Origin of the sequence: Polaribacter sp. (genome assembly GCF_049276715.1) — a bacterium.
In the GTDB taxonomy this organism is placed as follows: Bacteria; Bacteroidota; Bacteroidia; order Flavobacteriales; family Flavobacteriaceae; genus Polaribacter.
This window is the reverse complement of record NZ_JBASWY010000026.1, coordinates 88,277-103,538: the sequence shown is the minus strand read 5'-3', so window position 1 is coordinate 103,538 and position 15,262 is coordinate 88,277. Positions and strand designations below refer to the sequence as shown.

Genomic DNA, 15,262 nt, shown 5'->3' with positions numbered 1-15,262 from the left:
TTTAAAACAACTCAAACCTTACTTTTGCTACTTTTTCTATAGATTCGATAATATCTGGCCTAGATTGTATCAATCTTTTTAAATCGTAGGTAGTTAGCTCTAACATTTCACAACGTTTATTAGCACTAACATTAGCCGTTCTTTTAACATCTCTCAAAAGAGCTATCTCTCCAAAAAAATCGCCTTGCTTTAATACTATTGGTTCAATATTTTGGTTAATCATTACCTCAACTTCGCCATCCAAAATAAAATACATGGAGTCTCCTATATCTCCTTTTTTAATAATTACTTCATTTTTTGTGAATCTTTTTATAACCAATAATCTTGCTATTTCTGATATTGTACCACTATCTAAATGAGAAAAAATTGGCACTTTTGCCACTAAATTCCAACTAGTTACATATTTAATTCTTGCTAATTCTTGCGCAAATCCGTTTGCTAAAATACCTGCAGGCAATGCAAACATGCCTAAACCAACAATAGAAGCTAAAGCTCCAATTAATTTACCTAAAACAGTAATAGGTACAACATCCCCATAACCTACTGTTGCCAAAGTAACCACAGACCACCACATAGATTCTATAATGCTCGAAAATCCCTTTGGATTTGCATCCTTTTCTACAAAATATAAAATAGTTGATATAAAAAAAGTTAGTAAAAACATGAGGTACAATGAAGCCAACATCGATTTTCTTTCACTAATTATTACATCTTTAAAAATGGTTAAAGCATCAGAAAATCTAGCGATTTTTAAGAAAGCTGCAATTCCGAAAGAATATTTTAAAACTTCAGAATATTCGAAACTAACAAACGTAATTATTAACGGAATGCAAGCTATAAAGTCTATAATTCCTTCAAAAGATTTTAAATAAGTAACTACCCTTTTAAATTTTATAGCTTCTAAGAAATGAAAAAAATAATCTAAAGTTAGCAAACCAAAAAAAACACGTTCTAATAATAACGTATTTGGAATAAATCGAATACCTTCTTTTGAACTTTCTATAGCAATTAATAAAGTAGCCACAATTGTTACAAGTATAATCAAGTACTTATAAAATGATGTAGTTTTTAAATTGGTAAAAAAAGAGATCATGAAACAAATGTAATTATAAATTAGATTTTTTATTTAGCGAAAAATATAAATTATAATCATTTGTTCAACTTAAAGGTTTATTCACTATTTTTATAACCTTAAACTGGTTAACCAATTTTAAATCCTATTAAATGAAACAGCTTTTATTTCTGATTATTTTCTTGTTTATATTTATAAACTCTTTAAAATCTCAGGTTACTTTAACTGCAAACGGACCTGGAGATACTTATGAACTAATAAATTCTGTAATGGCTCCAGGCTATAATGTTGTTGAAGTTCCAGATTGTAATCACGTTAGTTTTGGCAGACATGTTGATGAAATTTTTGACGCAACTTTGAATAAAAATGTTTTTCGATTTTTTATACACACAGCCAATGATAATGATAGATGCATTAATTTTGATAGACAAAGAAATGAGATAAAAAGCTACGATAAGAGTCCAGAAAATTTAAAAGGTATTGAAGGAGAAAAGGTGATTTATAAGTGGAAAATGAAGATTGATGCAAATTTCCAAGCATCACCAAATTTCACACACTTACATCAATTAAAATCTGTTGGAGGGAGTTTTGATGCAACACCCATGTACACTTTAACCGCTAGAAAAGGAAACCCAGATCAATTAGAATTAAGGCAAACCAGCACAAATAATCAGCAAACAAAGAAAAAAATAGATTTATCTTTAATAAAAGGTATTTGGGTTGAGTTTACAGAACAAATTGAGTATGGTATAAATAGTTATTATTCTCTAGAAATTAGAAGAGTAGACAACCAAAATGTTGTTTTCGAATATGAAAATACTGCCATTGATAATTGGCAAAGTGGAGCAGAATTTGTGCGTCCAAAATGGGGAATTTATAGAAGTTTGATAAATGTGCAAGACCTAAGAGATGAAGAGGTTTTGTTTGCAGATTTTAGTATTCAAGAAGTTAGTACTTTAAGTTTAGATGATTTAAAAGTGAACAATCAAATTATAAAAACCTACCCTAATCCTGCCAGAAAAACCATTCAAATTAAAGGAGATATAAAAGATCACTTTAACCATATTTACATCTACAATGTTTTGGGTAAACTAATTGATAAAAAGCAAAAAAACTTTAAAGATACTCTAGATGTTTCCAATTTAAAAACAGGTTCTTATTTCTTTATATTTAAAAACGATGATAAAATCATCAGTAAAAACACGGTAATTATTCAGTAATTTAAAACAAAATACAAACTGGATTTGGGGCTGAAACTTCATTTACAAAAGTTAGTTTTCCAGTTTCTGCATTTCTTTTAAAAGATACTAAATTATTGGTATCTTGGTTTGCAACTAAGAGAAACTTATTGTCTGGAGATAAAGAAAAATTTCTTGGATTTGCACCTCTTACATCTTCGAAACCAACCAATTCTAAAGTTCCATTTTCTGAACTCATCTTATAAATTACAATAGAATTATGCCCACGATTGGAAGCATACAAAAATTTACCATCGTTAGAAATATGAATATCTGCACCTTTACTATACTTGGTAAAATCTTTTGGTAGCATAGAAATTGAACTTTCTACAACATAAATATTATTATTTTCTTTCACCAAAGAAACTGTGTTATTCAATTCGTTTAAAACATAAATCCATTGATTTTTTGGATGAAAAGTTAGATGTCTTGGACCTGCACCCTCTGCCATATTTAATATTTTTTGATTTGTAAAAACAAATCCTTTTTTAGTTTCATCAATGGCAGAAAACCATAATTGATTGGTACCTAAATCTAAAGAAATAATTTCGTTTTTCGTTGGATGAAACCAAGCAGAATGAGCATGAGGTGCTTTTTGTCTGTCTGTGACTCCTTTGCCAAAATGTTGCTGAACATCTAAAATATTTGTCAATCCATTTTGATCATCAACTTCTAAATAACCAACATTACCTCCAGAATAATTGGAAACCAAAACTTGATTTTTATGATTTATTGTGATAAAACATGGATGAGCTCCACCAGATTTAGATTTGCTTGTAAAAATTAAAGTGTCTTTCAGAATTCGAAACGAATTTACAAAACCTGTCCCATTTTCATCAGTTTCTTCCACTGCTAAAAGTGTTTGGTTGTCTTTTGTTTTTGCTATAAAAGACGGGTTATTCGTTTCTGCAACCAACCCAATTTTCGACAAGAGACCTGTACCATCTATCTGATATTTATAAATGCCTTTGCTATCTCCATTTGTATAGGTACCAACATAAAAACTAGTGGGTTCTTTTTCATTAATTTTTATATGGATACAATTAGAAAATACCATTAGAATCGATAGCATTAGTAATTTTTTCATAATTTAATTTCTTTAAAAATTGGCAAACGCAAATGTGCTTTTTCATAATGTGGTGAATTTTCATAAATAAAATCCAACTGCATCCTTGGATTCTTATTAAAATCATCATCAGTTTTTAATTTCTCGTCAAAAGTTACTTTTAAGGATGGGTTTTCTACCAATAATTTTTCAGCAATATCTTCGAAAACATAGGCAGAATAACCCTCTTTTTCCTGTAAAATGGTGTCAAAAAAGTTCCAGTTAAAAAACGAATCTGTAGCTTCTGCTTCTAATGTTTCCAGCAAATAACGCACTCCATTTTGGTTTGTAGAAATGTAAACATCTCCTTTTTTAAAGTTGATATTTTTTGTTGACCTAGAAATTATGGTATTATAATGTAAATAATGACCTTCGAAAGGCGAATTTCGAGTTTCAAAATCTTTGATATGATTTACCTCAACTGTAATTGAAGTATCATTTTTAAAACGAGTAAACTCGATGCTATTATTTTTTAATCGATCAATAACCGTAAACCAACCTTGTGGAATTATATACGCTCTTGGAATTGTAATTTCTTTGGTTACCATAAACTCATCATAATATTTTATTACTTTTTCGAAAGGCTTGTTTTTGTCGTAAAAAAGTCTTTTTCCATTGGTAACTTTACTATCAATCATTTCGCCTTCATAACCTTTAAAAAACAAATCGCTATAGTATTCATCATCAACTTTAAAATGAATTGGATATGTTTTTTTAGCTAAAATTTCTGATGTTGCTTTTGAACGTAAATCTTTAATAATTTCTGAGTTTTCTTCTGTAAAATCGTAAGCCGAAAGCATTAATTCATAGGTTTGCTCTACACGAATTTTATAAGGTTTTAACATGTGCGTTTCTACCATTAAACCCAGTGTGTGAAACAAAGTTGTGTAGCCTGTAGAATATCTGGGAGAGTCGAAAAATTGAGAAAAACCTGCTTCAGGAGTAGAACCCCAAACGTTTACGTAAGGTGTAATATCAATGCCTTTTTTCTCTAAAGATTCTTCTAATTGTGGACGCATTTCATTCTTTAAAAATGTACCTAAACTTCCTCCTAACTTATTATGCTGCGTAAACAAATGCGTAATTACATATTGATAATCTGCGCCATTACTTACATGATTATCAATAAAAACATCAGGATTTACTACATGAAAAATTTCGGCAAAAGTTGCTGCATTTTTGGTGTCTTGCTTTATAAAATCTCTATTTAAATCGTAATTTCTTGCATTGCCTCTAAAACCATATTCTACAGGTCCATTTTGATTGGTTCTTGAGTGCGAATTTCTGTTTAATGAGCCACCAACGTTATAAACAGGAATTACACAAATAATAGAATTTTCATACTTTTTCTGCAAAGAATCATTCTGCACAATATCTCTTAAAAGCATCATAGAAGCATCAATTCCATCAGATTCTCCTGGGTGAATTCCATTATTAATTAAAATTCTATTTTTTGAGGAGTTTTTAATTTCATCAACATTATAAATGCCTTCTTTATTAAAAACCACCAAATGCAAAGGTTCTCCTGAATCTGTTTGCCCAAAAGTGAATAATGAAATTTGAGAATATTCATTTGCTAAATTTGTGTAATACTCAATTACATCATTATATTCTGGAGTTTCTGTTCCTTTGGATTTCTCGAAAAGTGTGGTAAAATCTATTTTTTCTTTGGATGAATTTTGGCAAGAAATAATTACAAGTATTATTGATAAAACAATAATGTTTAATTTTTTCATTTTGGCTGATTTTTTTTTGAGATTTCTCCTGTCGTCGAAATGACATTAAAACTTTTAAACTTCTTATTTAATTCTTACTTCTTTTGGAACCAGTTTTGTGTAATCGCCATTGTTTCGAATAACATCTCTCACAATAGAAGATGATATGTAAGAGGTTTTTGCAGCTGTTAATAAAAAAACTGTTTCTACTGGAGCTAAATCTCTATTGGTATGTGCAATTGCTTTTTCAAACTCAAAATCTGCAGGATTACGCAAGCCTCTTAAAATAAAATCGACCTTATTTTTTAAACAAAAATCTACAGTCAAACCCTGGTAAGTAACCACTTTTATTTTAGGATTATCTCTAAAACAATCTTCAATAAATTTTTTACGTTGCTCTAAAGAAAACATATACTTTTTATCAGCATTTATTCCGATTGCAATAATTAATTCATCAAAAAGATTTGCGCCTCTTTTTATAACATCATAATGTCCTGAAGTTATTGGATCAAAAGATCCTGGGAAAATTGCTTTTTTCATATTTTTTCTATTTTTTAATTAAAGAAAATCCTGATTCTACAACATAGCAGACTCAATTGCATTCTCAAATAATTCGTCTAAAGAAATTCCTGCAGTCTGTGCTTGTTGAGGCAAAATACTTGCTTCTGTTAAACCTGGAACTGTATTTATTTCTAAAAAATGAGGTTCGCCTTTCACAAAAATATATTCTGCTCTCGAAAAACCGGACATATTTAAAGCTTTATACACTTTTTTAGCAGCTTCTTCTACCCTATTTTTCTCATTATCTGTAATTCTTGCTGGTGTAATTTCCTGAGATTTCCCTTCGTATTTGGCTTCATAATCAAAGAAATCATTTTCGGAAACTATCTCTGTAATTGGTAAAACTTTAATTGTATTTTTATACTGAATAACGCCCACAGAAACTTCTGTTCCATTTAAAAAAGATTCAATTAAAATAGATGCATCTTCTTTGTAAGCTACCTCTATTCCCTTTAAAACTTCTTCTTTATTATATGCTTTAGATATTCCATAACTAGAACCTGCATTGTTAGGCTTTATAAAACAAGGCAAGCCAACTTTGGCAATTATAACATCTGTATCAATAAAATCACCTTTATTTAAGTATACAGAAATGGCAGTTTTAATGCCATATTCTTTTACAACACTTAAAGTATCTCGTTTGTTAAACGTTAATGCCATTTGATAAAAAGGCGCTGATGTATGAGGAATATTTAGCAATTCTAAATACGCTAAAATCATTCCATTTTCTCCAGGATTACCATGAATTGCATTAAAAACGCAATCAAAATTGATTTTTTGATTTTTTAAAACAAATGAAAAATCATTTTTATCAATAGGATATTCGTTGTTATCATCATCTAAAGCAGCCCATTTTTCCTTAAAAATATGAACCCTAAAAGGATTGTATTTTTCCCTTTCTAAATTTTTAAAAACAACATTTCCGCTTTTTATAGAAATGTGACTTTCGGATGAATAACCACCCATTATAATGGCAATATTTTTTTTCATCAATTCTAATTAATTGAAACAAATTTATCAAAATATAAATAGAATCCACAACGTTTAGTTTTTATATCTTTGCTTAATTAACAAAAACATATATGAGTATTTTTCAGTTTCTTAAAAGCAAATCGTTTTTTAAACAACTAATCATTGCAATTATTGGTTTTTCGGTGTTTTTTTTCATCCTAAAATTTTGGTTGAATATTTCTACGAATCACGATCAAAGAATTCAAGTTCCAGATTTACACAAATTAACAATTAGCGAAGCTGAAAGAAAATTAAAAGAACTCGATTTAGATTTTAAAGTTTTAGATAGTGCAAGTTACAACCCAGATTATCCTAAAAGATCTGTGATTGAACAAACACCTGATGGTGGAGATTTTGTGAAGGAAAAGCGTAAGATTTACTTGACTTTAAACCCTTCTAAATATGCAGACAAAACAATCCCTAATTTAAATGGACGCACAAAAAGACAAGCTATTTCTGAATTAAAAGCCATTGGTTTTATTGTAGGTACAAATTACACTTATGTAAAAGATATTGGAAAAGATGTTGTAAGAGGCTTAAGACACAAAGGAAAAATTTTAAATGAAAATGATAAATTACCTAAAAACTCTATAATTGAGTTAGTTTTGGGTGATGGAAATGAGTAGTTTAGTTGTTAGTTGTTAGTTGTTAGTTGTTAGTTGTTAGTAAAATTAAAAATTAGAACGACTATCAAACTTTTAACCTTTTAAACTTTTAAACCTAAATAAAACAAAAAAGATTTGCAAGAAAACCAACCTCAAGATACAGATAATGATGATTTGTATGAACATTACAGATTTACAGCAAGCCTAGGACAAGAGCCTTTGAGAGTTGATAAATTTTTAATGAACTTTATTGAAAATGCCACTAGAAATAAAATACAACAAGCAGCAAAAGCGGGTAATGTTTTAGTAAATGATGTGGTTGTAAAATCGAATCAGAAAGTAAAACCAAATGATGTTGTTCGAGTTGTTTTGGCTTATCCACCAGCAGAGAATTTGTTGGTTGCAGAAGATATTGCTTTAGATATTATTTACGAAGATGATACTGTTATAGTAGTAAATAAACCTGCAGGAATGGTTGTGCATCCAGGTCATGGAAATTATTCTGGAACTCTGGTAAATGGCTTAATTCATCACATAGAAAATTTACCTACAAATTCAAATGAAAGACCAGGTTTGGTGCATAGAATAGATAAAGATACAAGTGGTTTATTAGTAGTTGCAAAAACCGAATTTGCCATGGCTCATTTATCTAAACAATTTTTTGATAGAACTACAGAAAGGCTGTATTACGCTTTAGTTTGGGGAAATATTGAAGAAGATGAAGGGACTATAGAAGGTAATATAGGACGAAGTTTAAAGAATCGTTTACAAATGGATGTTTTTCCTGATGGCGATTTTGGCAAACATGCAGTAACTCATTTTAAAGTTTTAGAACGTTTAACCTATGTAACTTTGGTACAATGTAAATTGGAAACTGGAAGAACGCATCAAATTAGAGCACATTTTAAACATATTGGTCATACACTTTTTAATGATGAACGTTATGGAGGAAATGAAATTTTAAAAGGAACTACATTTACCAAATACAAACAGTTTGTACAAAACTGTTTTAAGGTTTTACCAAGACAAGCATTGCACGCTAAAACATTAGGTTTTACGCATCCAAAAACTGGAGAATTTTTACGATTTAATTCTGAAGTTCCAATTGATATTACAGAATGTTTAGAAAAATGGAGAACGTATTCTGAGAATTCTAAACACGAATTTGAATAATCTTAATTGTTATCTTTTGTTTAAATAATTTTACTCCTTCTCTCTAAAATAATATTGTCTTTCCAAACACTATGTAATTTGGCGATTTTTTCTTTGTAACCAACAACTCTAAATCCACACTTTTTATGAATTATTAAACTTGCTACATTTTCTCTAAAAATACTTGCCTGTAAAGACCAAATACCATTTTCTTCGCTTTTTTTTGTTAATTCTTTTAAAAGAATTTCACCTAAACCTTTTCCTCTTTCAGAGGTTTTTACATAAATACTTACCTCTGCAACTCCTTTATAAACGTCTCTTTTAGAGACTAAAGATAAACTTGCCCAGGCTAAAATTCTAAAATTTTCCTCAATTGCTATTCTACAAAAAGGCAAATATTTATTATTCCAAGTTTTCCAATCTGGGACTGCTGTTTCAAAAGTAGCAACATTAGTTTCTATGCCCTCTTTATAAATCTCGGTAATTTGATGATAGTATTCTTTATTTATCTTTACAAAATTCATCGTTAACAACAACCAGATTTTGGGTCGCAACAAGAACTAACAGCCTGCGCAACTTTAATAATAGGTTTTGGAATTCCACAAGCATCTAATGCCAAACAAGCCGTAACTTTTGAAGTTAGCAAAAAATTGGTTCCGTCAAAATCTAAATTGTATTTGCCAATTGTTTCTTTTCCTTGGTATTCTACTTCGATTTCTAAATCATCAAAATGAAACATCTTTTCAGAGATTTCTATAATTTTCAATAATTTCTCTGGATGCAATCTGTGATTGTAATCTCTTTCTTTCCAAAGTTGAAAATTAATGACAGTTTCACTTCTTACTTTGCCTCCACAATCAATAAAATCTTTGGTTATTTTGCCAACTTCTGTCACATGAAAATGGGCTGGAACTAAATCACCATTTGGTAATTGAAAACCAATAGTTTTTAAATGATTTAAATGATTTTTAATTTCTGATAATTTCATATTGTTTGTTTATTAATTTTAATTTTTAACAACAACTTCCTGTTGAATTTTTGTTTAAAAAAAGCCCTAACAAGCTTTTTATTTCTTCCCAATTTTCTTCATCAATACAATAACAAACGCTTGTACCTTCTATGGTTCCTTTTATAATTCCAACTCTTTTTAACTCTTTTAAATGCTGAGAAATAGTGGGTTGTGCCAAACTAATTTCCTTTACCAAATCTCCACAAACGCAAGTTTCTAATTTTATTAAATATTCTAAAATGGCTATTCTAGCAGGATGCCCTAAAACTTTGGCTATTGATGCAATTTTATTCTGTTCTTCTGTAAAAATTTCTGACTTTGTTAATCCCATTCTTAATTTATATATTGCAATATTACGATTAATAGCTTAAATAAAAAAATTATTTCTTTAAATCGAACATATATCCAACTGATAAATTAAAGAAACCCGTAGTTTTTAAATCGGTTTCATTGGCAACAGCATTTGGTAAATTTATGTTGTAACCCAGTTCAAAATCCCAAGAATTTGTAGTTAAAGAAATTGGGAAGTTCATTTGTGTGTTTAATAAATCGAATATATTTTGATTGACAGAAATTAACTGAGGACCTGTTGGAGTTCTTATCACTTTATTAAAGGTATATGATTGACTTGCAATAATAAAATTGATGTTTGGCCTAAATCTTACAGCCAAATTAGGCCTTCTACTTAACGTAAAGTTTGCAAAAGTATTAGATACTATTTGAAATGAGTTGTCTGTGCCAAACAAATAAGATGCTGATATTGTGCTGCCTAAAGTTCTTTTTTTACTTCTAATTCCTACACTTACATCTAAAGAATTTGTAAACGCATCAAAACCATCTGAATAAAAATAACGTGTATAACCTAAATTATAAATGATGTTTTTCTGATTTCCTAAAGTATTAAAATACCCTAAAGAAACACTTGTAAAATCCCAACTTGGTGCAAATTCTTGATAATAAACTCCAGAAATACTAGCATTAAAACCAGAAGAATGATAATAGGAAACTTGAGGAATAAGGTTGAATTGATCTGTTCCAGAATCTCTTCCTGAAAAAAAAGTATTGCTATTGTAAGAAACTGAGGTGTATAAAAAATTGTAAGAAAAATCCTCTTCCAACATTTCATCTATAAATTGTTGATCTTTAAAAAAAAGTTCATCAATTAAATTATCTAAATCGTCTAAATTTTCTTCTTGTCCATAAGCACAAAAAGAGGTTGCTATTGAAAACAATAGCAACCCTAAAATTTTAATTTTTGCCTTTATTTTTTGATAAAGATTTGTCATAGATATTTAAAAGCTAATTTCCTTTATTTCTAACTTTTCTATCTTTATCATTATTTATTCTTGGTCCATCTTTTAACTCTCCTCTATCTTTAGATTCTCTAATTTTATCAATTCGTTCTTTCAGCATTTTTCTTTGCTCACCAGTTAACGTTTTTCGAAAGTTTTCTCTAGTTTTTCTCAAACGTACTTGTTGATTCTGAACCATACTTTTTTGCTCTCTCGAAAAAGTAGCAACCAATTGTTTTCTCATTTCTATTTTAGAAATTGTTTGGTCTCTTAAAATTGCCAACTGCTCTTTGGTTAAAGATGCTTTAAAAGCTTCACGATTTGCTTTAATTTCTGCTCTTTCCTTTTGTAACAATTCTCTTTGCTCTAAGGTTAATTCCTTTTGAATTAAAGTATAATCTGAATCTTGAGCAAAAAGTGTTGTATTGAATAGCATCAAACCTAAAAAGCTTACTGTTATTATGATGTTTTTTACGATCATTTTTATTTTTTTACTCTTTTTAAAAATCTAAAATACAAAATTAAGAATTAATCAGTACACGATTCTTTTGCAGCAACATATTCAGTTTCATCAGCAATTGTTTCTGTAGTTCCATCTTTATACTCAATGGTTACAGGGAAATTTAAAGCAGGTTTAACAGTTGCATCTGGATTGGCTTTTCTCCACTCTCTTAACAATTTAAAATCCGCTTTTTCATTAACCGTAATTACACTTGCATCTTCCATTGTAAAACTTACTGGTAAAACCAATCTAAAACATTTTCTTTTGTCTTTTCCTTTTTTGCAAGAATCTTTAATTGCTTTTAGCTCATCTAAATCTATTAAAGTTTGCACAGAACCATCTTCTAAAGTAACATCTACAGGAAAAACTAATTCTGGTCTCTCTTTAACATCTGTATTTACAGCATACCAATCTTTAAGTAAACTCCAATCATCTTTACTATTTAAAGTGATTGATGTTGCATCTGGCATTATAAAATCGATAGGAAAAACAAACTTAAAACACTTGAATCTGCGTTTATTTCTTCGCTCGCTTTTGTCATTTAGTTGTCTTCCTTGTATAGAAAAGTAAACATCGCTATCTATTTCTTCTCTTTCTACATTGTCTGTAATTACTGAAACTTTGTAACCCAAACCTTCTGCTAACAGCACATTTTCTATAAAACTATCTGATAAATCTCCATTTAATACACTTATTGTTGCTGATGGTAAATTCGATGCATCAATAGTAGTTTTTGCTGAATTCTCTATTTTTTCTATCAAAGCAGTATCATCTGAAATTTCTAATCCATCAGAATTGGAGCAAGATGTAAATAATAAAGCTGATAAAATAAATGCAGTAACTGTAAAAAATAAAATACTCGATTTTAAAATGTTTTCTTTTGATATTGTAGTTTTCATAATTGGTAAATTTTAATTAATTATTGTTTCTATTTGTTTAGAACCATGTTTCTTAAAATAGTTTGAAAAATTTTTATTTTTTTTTTATAAAATGATGTTTTCAATCAACTCTTTATCCATATAATCATCTAATAATGAGTCTTCTAAAATTAGTGAGTTTAAAATTAAATTATCCATTTTTTGTTCAGATAATTCTGCTTTTACAACTACTTCATTAAATAAAGTAGCATCCGCAAACGCATCTACTTCAGAATCTGCTATGAAAATAGAGTTGATTAAAACATCGTCTGAAAAAGCGAATTCCTCAAAATTTGCTTTATTTATGCCATTTGAATTGTTAGAATTATGCAGCCAAACTGACAAACTCAACATAAAAATTAAAGATGCAGCTGCAATGTATTTGAATTGAGGGCGCAAGTAAAAAACGATTTGCTTTTTCGGTTTTAACTCAATTTTGGTTTCCTGTTTAATTTTATCTAAAATCTCCATTTTAGATTTTATAAAATATCCTCGAGGAACTTCTGTTCCTAAATATTTTTTATGATGTTTAGAAATATCGTCCTGTAAACCTTCTTTTAGAAAGTTGTTTTTATCTTTATTTTCTGTAGATTTTTTCATATTATAATAGTTAGACCCAACTTTTTGTAAATAGTTTGGATTTATAAAAATATTTTTTCTTCAATAATTTTTACTGTTGTGTAATAGGTGGATTTTAAAGTACTTTCTGAAATATTTAATACCTCAGAAATTTGTCTGAAGCTTAAATCGTCAAAGTATTTCATATGAAAAACACGTTTCTGTTTTTCTGTAAAACCGTCAATAATTTTGTGAAGTTTTCTTTGAATTTCATCACCATCAAAATAGTCATCTTCAAATAAAACTTCCAAATTCGACTCCGAAATTTCATCAATATTAGCATACCTTTTCTTATTATTTTTCTCTAAAAAACGAATAGATTCATTGTATGCAATTCTATACATCCAAGTATGCAGAGAGCTTTTCTCTTCAAAATTAGGAATGCTTTTGTAAATTCTAATAAAGGTATTTTGCAGCACATCATCTGCATTTTCATGGGTAGTAACCAGTTTTCTAATATGCCAATATAAACGTTCTTGATACGCATCAAGCAACTCACTAAAAGCCGAATCTTTTAGTGTAGCATCTTTTAACTTTTTTACAAGTTCTGCGTCTTTATTCAAATATTATTTATTGGTTTCTATTCTTTTGACCCAATATAAAAGAAATAGTTTGATGAATTTATAAAATAATTTTGACTTATAAATTTTTTAAATATGTTTATCAATTTTAAATGATGAGATTATTTTATAAATTTTATAATCATTTGTATTTTTATACTTTTAATTTATTAATCATTTAATTTTTCAATTTCATTCAATGAAAATTATTATATCACCTGCAAAATCTTTAGATTTCGAAAGCAATGTACCTACAAGTTTACATACGCAACCTCAATTTTTAGAGCAATCTGAAAAACTGAATAAAAAACTAAAAACACTTTCTAAAAATAAATTGGCAGATTTAATGTCTATTTCTGATGATTTGGCTACTCTAAACTTCGAACGCAATCAAGAATGGGAAACACCTTTTTCTCCAGAAAATGCAAAACAAGCTATTTATGCTTTTACTGGTGAGGTTTTTAGAGGTATAGATGTAAATTCTTTGGATGAAAAGAAGATTCCTTTACTGCAAGAAAACTTAAGAATTTTATCTGGTTTATATGGTTTGTTAAAACCTTTGGATTTAATTCAGCCTTACAGATTAGAAATGGGCACAAAATTAAAAGTAGGCAGAGCCGAAAACTTATACAAATTTTGGGATGATGCTGTTGCAAATGCTTTAAATAATGAATTAGATGATGATGAATTGTTAATCAATTTAGCAAGTTCAGAATATTTTAAAGTACTACCAAAAAAGGTTTTAAAAGTACCAATGATTACTCCTGTTTTTAAAGATTTCAAAAACGGACAATACAAAACCATTATGACATTTGCCAAAAAAGCAAGAGGTTTAATGGTTCGATATATTATTGATAACAATGTTAAAACAATCGAAGAACTAAAAGGTTTTAATGTTGAAAATTATCGTTTTTCTGAAGAAATGTCAAAAGGAAATGATTTGGTTTTTACCCGCTAATTTTTCATTTTGTACATCACCCAAATATGGGGAGCAGTTACAGATAACAAGATCACAAAAATAATAGTTGATAATAAAGTTACTTCAGGAATAAATTGATATAGCACAAACAATCCAACAATGCTTATTAGCCAAAAAAGGAGTGCTTTTTTTACATAAAAGAGAATGCTCTTTTTTGTAACATCTCCAGAAATAAAAACGATTTGATGAATTATAGATGGAATAGAATGCCAAAAAATAAAATAGATAGCAAAACTTAAAATAAGTGAAGAAGTTTTAAAAACTAAAAAAAGTAAGCCTAAAAAAAATATTTCATTCAAAAATTCCTTAATTTCTATTTTCTTTTTCCAACATAAGTATAGACTCATTACTACAAATATTACAAATGATGTAATAAATGTTATTTGAACCAAAAGTTCAGAAAAAGTGTTTTTTGAAAGCTCTAACATAATTGTATTCACTTCAAAAAGAGTTTCATAAAAAAGCATTGAAAAAATCAATAATCCATATACTATAAAATATATCGTATCAAAAGAAGCATTTAAACTGGCTTTTATGCTTAAATGCTCTTCCCCAAAATGATAAGAACTAATAAAAATAAATAAGAGAATCGATAGAAAAGGACTCAACAAATAAAATAGTGCACAAATTGAAACAATACTTATATAAATGATAAAATTTCTTAAAAATCCATTTCTGTTTATTTTTTTTAAGTATAATATCAACAAATCATTAGCTCCATGCATAATTCCTATAGAAACTACTAAAACATATGCAATTGAATCTTCAATAGGTTTTTCGAACTGAATACTAATCCAAAATAAGAAAACCGTAATTAAAATCTTAAAATTTTGATAATTTTTTATATTACTTATATTCATTTAGCAAAAATAAAAAAATATTTTATATATTTGTTTAGCATATATATAAATATGTTAAACAACTTA

Annotated in this window: 18 protein-coding genes; 4 read left to right on the top strand and 14 right to left on the bottom strand. The window is 28.5% G+C overall.

Annotation, left to right across the window (positions count from 1 at the left end; translation table 11 throughout):
* Position 1: 1 nt before the first annotated feature.
* On the bottom strand, positions 2-1,093 hold the full coding sequence (locus WAO74_RS07270; RefSeq protein ID WP_422160800.1) for a cyclic nucleotide-gated ion channel: 1,092 nt from the start codon (positions 1,091-1,093) through the stop codon (positions 2-4).
* 131 nt (positions 1,094-1,224) lie between these two features.
* On the opposite strand from WAO74_RS07270, the gene WAO74_RS07265 reads away from it, so the two are divergent.
* Entirely contained in the window at positions 1,225-2,292 is a 1,068-nt protein-coding gene (locus WAO74_RS07265; protein ID WP_422160798.1) for a T9SS type A sorting domain-containing protein, read from the top strand.
* Position 2,293: 1 nt separating this feature from the next.
* On the opposite strand, the gene WAO74_RS07260 is transcribed toward WAO74_RS07265, so the two are convergent.
* From WAO74_RS07260 to WAO74_RS07245, 4 genes are all read right to left on the bottom strand, one after another.
* Complete coding sequence (locus tag WAO74_RS07260) at positions 2,294-3,397, bottom strand: lactonase family protein (RefSeq protein WP_422160797.1); 1,104 nt, start codon at positions 3,395-3,397, stop codon at positions 2,294-2,296.
* A complete protein-coding gene (locus WAO74_RS07255; RefSeq protein ID WP_422160795.1) occupies positions 3,394-5,151 on the bottom strand; it encodes a M14 family metallopeptidase in 1,758 nt (585 codons plus the stop codon). Before WAO74_RS07255 ends, WAO74_RS07260 begins: the two co-directional genes overlap by 4 nt.
* Before the next feature lie 63 nt (positions 5,152-5,214).
* Entirely contained in the window at positions 5,215-5,670 is a 456-nt protein-coding gene (coaD, locus tag WAO74_RS07250; RefSeq protein ID WP_422160794.1) for a pantetheine-phosphate adenylyltransferase, read from the bottom strand.
* Between the two features lie 36 nt (positions 5,671-5,706).
* On the bottom strand, positions 5,707-6,681 hold the full coding sequence (locus WAO74_RS07245; protein WP_422160793.1) for a D-alanine--D-alanine ligase: 975 nt from the start codon (positions 6,679-6,681) through the stop codon (positions 5,707-5,709).
* Positions 6,682-6,872: 191 nt separating this feature from the next.
* Here WAO74_RS07245 and WAO74_RS07240 point away from each other — a divergent pair, with 191 nt between their 5' ends.
* Together WAO74_RS07240 and WAO74_RS07235 are read left to right on the top strand one after the other, a co-directional pair.
* Positions 6,873-7,328, top strand: coding sequence for a PASTA domain-containing protein (locus tag WAO74_RS07240; RefSeq protein ID WP_422160791.1), 456 nt, complete (start codon positions 6,873-6,875; stop codon positions 7,326-7,328).
* Positions 7,329-7,442: 114 nt separating this feature from the next.
* A complete protein-coding gene (locus WAO74_RS07235; protein ID WP_422160790.1) occupies positions 7,443-8,480 on the top strand; it encodes an RluA family pseudouridine synthase in 1,038 nt (345 codons plus the stop codon).
* 20 nt (positions 8,481-8,500) lie between these two features.
* Here WAO74_RS07235 and WAO74_RS07230 read toward each other — a convergent pair whose 3' ends face one another.
* The 8 genes from WAO74_RS07230 to WAO74_RS07195 all read right to left on the bottom strand — a co-directional run bounded on the left by WAO74_RS07230 (position 8,501) and on the right by WAO74_RS07195 (position 13,360).
* A complete protein-coding gene (locus WAO74_RS07230) occupies positions 8,501-8,983 on the bottom strand; it encodes a GNAT family N-acetyltransferase (protein ID WP_422160788.1) in 483 nt (160 codons plus the stop codon).
* A 2-nt stretch (positions 8,984-8,985) separates the two neighbouring features.
* Positions 8,986-9,447, bottom strand: a complete 462-nt coding sequence (locus WAO74_RS07225) for a DUF6428 family protein (RefSeq protein WP_422160786.1) — start codon at positions 9,445-9,447, stop codon at positions 8,986-8,988.
* Between the two features lie 25 nt (positions 9,448-9,472).
* Positions 9,473-9,799, bottom strand: a complete 327-nt coding sequence (locus WAO74_RS07220) for an ArsR/SmtB family transcription factor (RefSeq protein ID WP_422160784.1) — start codon at positions 9,797-9,799, stop codon at positions 9,473-9,475.
* Positions 9,800-9,848: 49 nt separating this feature from the next.
* Positions 9,849-10,754, bottom strand: a complete 906-nt coding sequence (locus WAO74_RS07215; protein WP_422160782.1) for a hypothetical protein — start codon at positions 10,752-10,754, stop codon at positions 9,849-9,851.
* 13 nt (positions 10,755-10,767) lie between these two features.
* The gene (locus WAO74_RS07210) at positions 10,768-11,241 is read right to left on the bottom strand and encodes a hypothetical protein (RefSeq protein ID WP_422160780.1); all 474 of its coding nucleotides are present in this window, start codon (positions 11,239-11,241) and stop codon (positions 10,768-10,770) included.
* A 47-nt stretch (positions 11,242-11,288) separates the two neighbouring features.
* Positions 11,289-12,161, bottom strand: a complete 873-nt coding sequence (locus WAO74_RS07205) for a hypothetical protein (RefSeq protein ID WP_422160778.1) — start codon at positions 12,159-12,161, stop codon at positions 11,289-11,291.
* Positions 12,162-12,245: 84 nt separating this feature from the next.
* Complete coding sequence (locus WAO74_RS07200; protein WP_422160777.1) at positions 12,246-12,779, bottom strand: hypothetical protein; 534 nt, start codon at positions 12,777-12,779, stop codon at positions 12,246-12,248.
* Positions 12,780-12,820: 41 nt separating this feature from the next.
* Positions 12,821-13,360: an RNA polymerase sigma factor gene (locus WAO74_RS07195; protein ID WP_422160775.1), complete on the bottom strand. Its 540-nt coding sequence runs from the start codon at positions 13,358-13,360 to the stop codon at positions 12,821-12,823.
* Between the two features lie 196 nt (positions 13,361-13,556).
* Here WAO74_RS07195 and yaaA point away from each other — a divergent pair, with 196 nt between their 5' ends.
* Positions 13,557-14,315, top strand: a complete 759-nt coding sequence (gene yaaA / locus WAO74_RS07190; RefSeq protein ID WP_422160774.1) for a peroxide stress protein YaaA — start codon at positions 13,557-13,559, stop codon at positions 14,313-14,315.
* Here the strand turns inward: yaaA and WAO74_RS07185 are convergent.
* On the bottom strand, positions 14,312-15,196 hold the full coding sequence (locus WAO74_RS07185) for a Brp/Blh family beta-carotene 15,15'-dioxygenase (protein WP_422160773.1): 885 nt from the start codon (positions 15,194-15,196) through the stop codon (positions 14,312-14,314). The genes yaaA and WAO74_RS07185 overlap by 4 nt on opposite strands.
* Between the last annotated feature and the right edge of the window lie 66 nt (positions 15,197-15,262).

Coding starts and splice junctions, on each gene's coding strand:
- WAO74_RS07270 (WP_422160800.1), bottom strand. CDS start 1,093: ATGATCTCTTTTTTTACCAATTTAAAAACTACATCATTTTATAAGTAC.
- WAO74_RS07265 (WP_422160798.1), top strand. CDS start 1,225: ATGAAACAGCTTTTATTTCTGATTATTTTCTTGTTTATATTTATAAAC.
- WAO74_RS07260 (WP_422160797.1), bottom strand. CDS start 3,397: ATGAAAAAATTACTAATGCTATCGATTCTAATGGTATTTTCTAATTGT.
- WAO74_RS07255 (WP_422160795.1), bottom strand. CDS start 5,151: ATGAAAAAATTAAACATTATTGTTTTATCAATAATACTTGTAATTATT.
- coaD (WP_422160794.1), bottom strand. CDS start 5,670: ATGAAAAAAGCAATTTTCCCAGGATCTTTTGATCCAATAACTTCAGGA.
- WAO74_RS07245 (WP_422160793.1), bottom strand. CDS start 6,681: ATGAAAAAAAATATTGCCATTATAATGGGTGGTTATTCATCCGAAAGT.
- WAO74_RS07230 (WP_422160788.1), bottom strand. CDS start 8,983: ATGAATTTTGTAAAGATAAATAAAGAATACTATCATCAAATTACCGAG.
- WAO74_RS07225 (WP_422160786.1), bottom strand. CDS start 9,447: ATGAAATTATCAGAAATTAAAAATCATTTAAATCATTTAAAAACTATT.
- WAO74_RS07220 (WP_422160784.1), bottom strand. CDS start 9,799: ATGGGATTAACAAAGTCAGAAATTTTTACAGAAGAACAGAATAAAATT.
- WAO74_RS07215 (WP_422160782.1), bottom strand. CDS start 10,754: ATGACAAATCTTTATCAAAAAATAAAGGCAAAAATTAAAATTTTAGGG.
- WAO74_RS07210 (WP_422160780.1), bottom strand. CDS start 11,241: ATGATCGTAAAAAACATCATAATAACAGTAAGCTTTTTAGGTTTGATG.
- WAO74_RS07205 (WP_422160778.1), bottom strand. CDS start 12,161: ATGAAAACTACAATATCAAAAGAAAACATTTTAAAATCGAGTATTTTA.
- WAO74_RS07200 (WP_422160777.1), bottom strand. CDS start 12,779: ATGAAAAAATCTACAGAAAATAAAGATAAAAACAACTTTCTAAAAGAA.
- yaaA (WP_422160774.1), top strand. CDS start 13,557: ATGAAAATTATTATATCACCTGCAAAATCTTTAGATTTCGAAAGCAAT.
- WAO74_RS07185 (WP_422160773.1), bottom strand. CDS start 15,196: ATGAATATAAGTAATATAAAAAATTATCAAAATTTTAAGATTTTAATT.